The sequence below is a fragment of the Meiothermus luteus genome (genome assembly GCF_003574085.1).
GTDB lineage: Bacteria > Deinococcota > Deinococci > Deinococcales > Thermaceae > Meiothermus > Meiothermus luteus.
In genome coordinates, this window is the sequence record NZ_QWKZ01000145.1 from 1 (window position 1) to 4284 (window position 4284).

At 69.9% G+C, this 4284-nt stretch carries 6 protein-coding genes; 2 read left to right on the forward strand and 4 right to left on the reverse strand.

What is annotated here, in order from left to right; all coding sequences use genetic code 11:
• Positions 1-671, forward strand: a 671-nt coding sequence (locus tag Mlute_RS14180) for a GTPase (RefSeq protein ID WP_182482583.1), incomplete at its 5' end; no start/stop codon positions are given.
• Here Mlute_RS14180 and Mlute_RS14185 read toward each other — a convergent pair.
• From Mlute_RS14185 to Mlute_RS14200, 4 genes are read right to left on the reverse strand one after another with little or no spacing between them, the layout of a single operon-like run.
• Positions 668-1267 carry a hypothetical protein gene (locus Mlute_RS14185; protein ID WP_119361216.1) on the reverse strand — a complete coding sequence of 200 codons (600 nt, stop codon included), beginning with the start codon at positions 1265-1267 and terminating at the stop codon, positions 668-670. The genes Mlute_RS14180 and Mlute_RS14185 overlap by 4 nt on opposite strands.
• A 3-nt stretch (positions 1268-1270) precedes the next feature.
• Positions 1271-2050 (reverse strand): PSP1 domain-containing protein, encoded by a 780-nt coding sequence (locus Mlute_RS14190; RefSeq protein WP_119361217.1) that lies wholly within the window; start codon positions 2048-2050, stop codon positions 1271-1273.
• Between the two features lie 58 nt (positions 2051-2108).
• On the reverse strand, positions 2109-2990 hold the full coding sequence (locus Mlute_RS14195; RefSeq protein WP_119361218.1) for a hypothetical protein: 882 nt from the start codon (positions 2988-2990) through the stop codon (positions 2109-2111).
• Positions 2991-2992: 2 nt separating this feature from the next.
• The gene (locus tag Mlute_RS14200; RefSeq protein WP_119361219.1) at positions 2993-3727 is read right to left on the reverse strand and encodes a metallophosphoesterase family protein; all 735 of its coding nucleotides are present in this window, start codon (positions 3725-3727) and stop codon (positions 2993-2995) included.
• 69 nt (positions 3728-3796) lie between these two features.
• On the opposite strand from Mlute_RS14200, the gene Mlute_RS14205 reads away from it, so the two are divergent.
• Positions 3797-4252, forward strand: coding sequence for a hypothetical protein (locus Mlute_RS14205; protein WP_147371114.1), 456 nt, complete (start codon positions 3797-3799; stop codon positions 4250-4252).
• The last annotated feature ends 32 nt before the right edge of the window (positions 4253-4284 follow it).

Here is a 4284-nt window from a genome sequence, read left to right on the forward strand (position 1 = left end):
AGCTCGAGCTGGACCGGCGCCGCCTTCAGGACCGGATTGCCGAGCTAACCCGCAAGCTGCGTGAGATGGCCGCCCGCCGTCAGGAGGCCCGCCGGCAGCGGGACCGCTCGGGGGTGCCCATCGTGGGGGTGGTGGGCTACACCAACGCTGGGAAGACCACCCTGATGCACGCCCTGGCCCGCAAGGGGGACCTGGGAGAGAACAAGCTCTTCGCCACCCTGCGCCCCCTGACCCGCCGGGGGTTTCTACCCGGGCTGGGCGAGGTGCTCTACACCGATACGGTGGGCTTTATTCGCCGCATGCCGGAGGATTTGCTCGAGGCCTTCCGCTCCACCCTAGAGGAGCTGCGCGATGCGGATGTGCTGCTGCATGTCCTAGACGCCTCTCAGGAAGGGGCTTTGGAGCGCTACCAGGTGGTTGAGGGCCTGTTGGAGGAGCTGGAGGTGGAGGCCCCGCGCCTGCTGGTGCTCTCTAAGGCCGACGCGGCCGGGGGCTACGACCTGGAATTCCTGAAGGAACGGCTTTCCGGCCTGCCAGTCTCGGCCCTGCGGGGCTCGGGGCTAGACGAGCTGAAGCAGGCCCTGGCCCAGCGCCTGCTGGCCCAGGGGGTGCGTCCAGCGGCCTGGGCCTACCCCTCGGCGGGGGCGGGGGTGTCGCTGGCGGAGGGCTAGGCGGAGCCCAGCCGGACGTAGGCCACCGCCCGGACCAGGGTGGAAAGCCCCAGCAGGGCCAGATAGGCGGCGAACTGCAGGGGAAGCCACCCCAGAAGGGGGGCCAGCAGGATGAGGCCCTCCAGCAGGGCGATGAGGCCCAGGTGGCGGAGCAGGCCACCTCGTAGTACCAGACCCCATCCCTGGCGCAGGGCCTCTGGCCAGGGAATGGGGCTTTCGGTCATTATCTGGAAGGTGTAGAACCAAAGGAGCTGCACGGCCACCATCCCCACGAAGCCGAGCCCTGCTGCTAGGCTAGGCTGGGGTGCGACCGGGGACAGGCCCACCCAGAAGACCGCCAGCACGCTGGCCCCATAGACCCAGCCCGCCACCAGGTGCCGCAGGGTGAGGTGGCCCCAGAGCCCCTGGGGCTGCCAGGGCCCACCCCGGGCGTAGTCTAGGAGCACCGCGTAGACGCCCACCTGCATAGGCCCCGTCAGCAGGCCCAGGCTAAGGAGGCTCACCAGCAGGGCCTGCGCCAGCAGCCCCAGCACGCCCAACGGGCGCCGGGCCAGCAGGCCCAGGCTTTGCGCGAGTACCTGGCCCGGCTCGAGCATGCCTCACCCGGGGCTAAGCTCGCTTTTGTGTAGGGTCACCAGGCTGCCCTCCTCGGTGAGCACCTCCACGGTGCCCGAGAGGGGGTTGAGCTTGGTCACCTTGCCACAGACCCCCTGGGCGCTGCAGACCCGGGCGTTCTTGCGCGGCAGGTCGGCCAGGAGCTCCTGGTAGTGCTCGTGCTCGTACTGCAAGCAGCAAAGAAGGCGGCCGCAGGGGCCCGAGATTTTCTCTGGGGAGAGCGGGAGCTGCTGGTCGCGGGCCATCTTGATGGAGACCTGGGCGAACTCCCCCAGCCAGCTCGAGCAGCAGGCCTCCATCCCACAAGCCCCTAGGGTACCCAGGAAGGCGGTCTGGTCGCGGGGGCCTAAGGCCACGAATTCCACCCGTGCCCCGGACAGCCGGCTCAGCTCACCCACCCAGCGCCGGAGGTCAATCCGTTCCTCGGCGGCGTAGTGGACCACGATGTGGTTGCCGTCCAGGGTGAAGCTGCAGCCCAGCACCTTGGCCTGCACCCCGTCCCGGCGCAGCCGGGCCCGGAGCCACCACTGGATGTCCTCGCCACGGGCCTTGAGCCGGGCGTGCTTGTCCAGGTCTTCTGGGGTAGCCATCCGCACCACCTGGCCCACCGCCCGCCCCGGGTGGGGGTTGGAGCGCACCTTGGCCAGCTCGAGGCCCCGCGGGCTTCGCACCACCACCCAGCTATCCACCGGGGGGGGATTCCCGCTGTAGCCGTAATCGTGGATTTTAGGGCTGTGCGGGAACCGCACGCCGATGCAGTCCATACGTCCTCCGTCTGGTTGGGCTGAGCGCCGCAGCCTGTGTCTAGGCTACGGCAAGGGGCTACCCGAGCGCCAGTCTGAAGGCCAGCCAGGTCCGCACCAGCTCCTCGCCTACATAGGCCTCAAGGGCTTCTTGGGCCTTTTGGAGGGCCTCTAGGGCCTGCCCGTAGGCGGGGCTTTCCACCGGCAGGGCCTGGCCTAGGCGGCGGGCTAGGTAGGGGAGGGCTTCCTCGTGTTCCAGGAGGAGCTCCAGGGCCTCTAGGGTCTGGGCCGGGCCTTGCCCCATCGCCTCCAGCACCCCTTGGGTCCGGTCGGTGAGCTGGTTGAAGGCCGCGGGCTGCTCCAGGGCGAAGCGCAGCCGCCCTACCGAACCCTCCGCGTAGGCCAACGCCTCGGGGTCTTGGCTCAGGGTGCGCAGCAGGGCCTCGGGCAGGGGGGCGAAGGGCACCTCCAGGCACCGGCTGACCAGCGTGGGCAGCACCTGCTCCCGGCTGGGGGCAATGAGGATCAGCCGGGCGAAGGCTGGGGGTTCTTCTAGGGCTTTCAAGAGAGCGTTGGCCGCGGCCTCCCCCAGGAGGTGGGCCCCGTCAATGACCGCCACCTTGGCCCTGTGGCGGGGGTAGGTGGCGAGCCACTCCAGGAGGCTTGGCCCTTCCCCTTCCTCCCGGGGGGCGATCTGTTCCAGGCGTATCTGGGGCTGCCGCGCGCGGCGCCCGGACCTGGTCTCGCCCTGAGAGGCCACCTCCAGGTAGTCGGGGTGGGGCTCCAGCCGGCACGAGGCGCACCGGCCGCAAGGGGGAAACCCCTGGGGGCAGTTGAGCCCGGCGGCGTACCAGCGGGCCACCGCGCGTCGGCCAACCCCTTCGGGCCCGGTGAAGAGGAAGGCCTGGGCCCCTGAGCGGGGCAGGAACTCCAGAATGGGGCCGTGCCCTAGGATGCGCATAGCTACTTGCCGAGCACCAGCCGCTCGTAAAGCCACATGGGGAACCGCTCGTGGTGCAGCCGGGCCAGGACGTGCTCGAGGTTATACCTGACCCGGTGGAACTCAATCAGGTCCTCCTCGGGGTCCCATATCGCGTAGGCCGCCCCCACCACCCCGTCGCGGGGCTGGCCGGTGGAGCCGGGGTTCACGATGGCCCGCACCCGAGGGGCCACGATGAGTTCCCCTCCGTTGGCGTAGCGCTGGTAGCGCACCAGCCGGTCTTGGCCGGGTTTTTCTAGGGCCAGGTAGCTTCCGGCCAGGTGGGTGTGGCCGTGGAAGATGAACCGGTGGGGCACCCGTTCAAAGACCTCCCGGGCCTGCTCCAGCTCCTCCAGGTAGGCCAGCGGGTCCAGCGGGCTGCCGTGCACCAGCAGGGCCCCTTCCACCTCGGCGGTCCAGGGCAGGCTGGCCAGGTAGGCCCGGTTCTCCGGGCTGATCCGTTCGGCCTGCCAGGCCAGAATCTCCAGCACCGGCCCGTCAATCTGCATGGAGTTTATCTCCAGCAGCCAGAGGTCGTGGTTGCCCAGCACCCCCTTGGCCCCCACCGAGCGCAGCCAGTCCAGTACCCGGTTGGCGTCGGGGTAGTAGCCCACCGCGTCGCCCAGGAACAGCACCGCCTCGTAGCCCCTGGCCTCCTGCAGGATCGCCTCTAGGGCCGGCCAGTTGCCGTGCAAGTCGGAAACCACAAGGTAGCGCACAGCACCCCAATCATACCCGCTTGGGCCACCGGTTTCGCCCCCCTCTTTTTTTCCGGTATGCTGCTGGCCGTGGCAGGCCCTTCCCCCGATTCCGGCTGGATTTTAGACTGGCTGGCCGAGCGCACCCCTACCCTGGTGGACGAGTTTGGGAGTTTTTACGCCTGGCTCGAGGGCGGCCACGGCGGGGCCACCCTGTTGCTCTGGATGCCCTCCGCCTGGCTCGAGGAGGCCCTGCCCCAGCTTCCCCGCCGCTTCAAGGGGCGCATCGTGCTGGGCCTGGACGGCTCGGAGGGCCATGGGGTGCCCTTCGGGCGGGCGCTGGACTGGGCGGCCCCCCGCTACGCCCTGGTGCTCCAGGCCGGACAGGGCCTGGGGAACTGCTTTCCCGGGCGGAAGGAGGTGGCTGAGGGCCTTTGGGTTCCCTGGGACGACCCCCGGCCTCCCCGCCGGCTCGAGGTACCCTTAGGGGCGGGCCTGGCCTACTGGGAGGAGCGGGCCTACCCCCCCTGGCAGGCCCGCCCCTAAGGGTACCTCGGGCCGGCGGGGAGGCCGGGGGT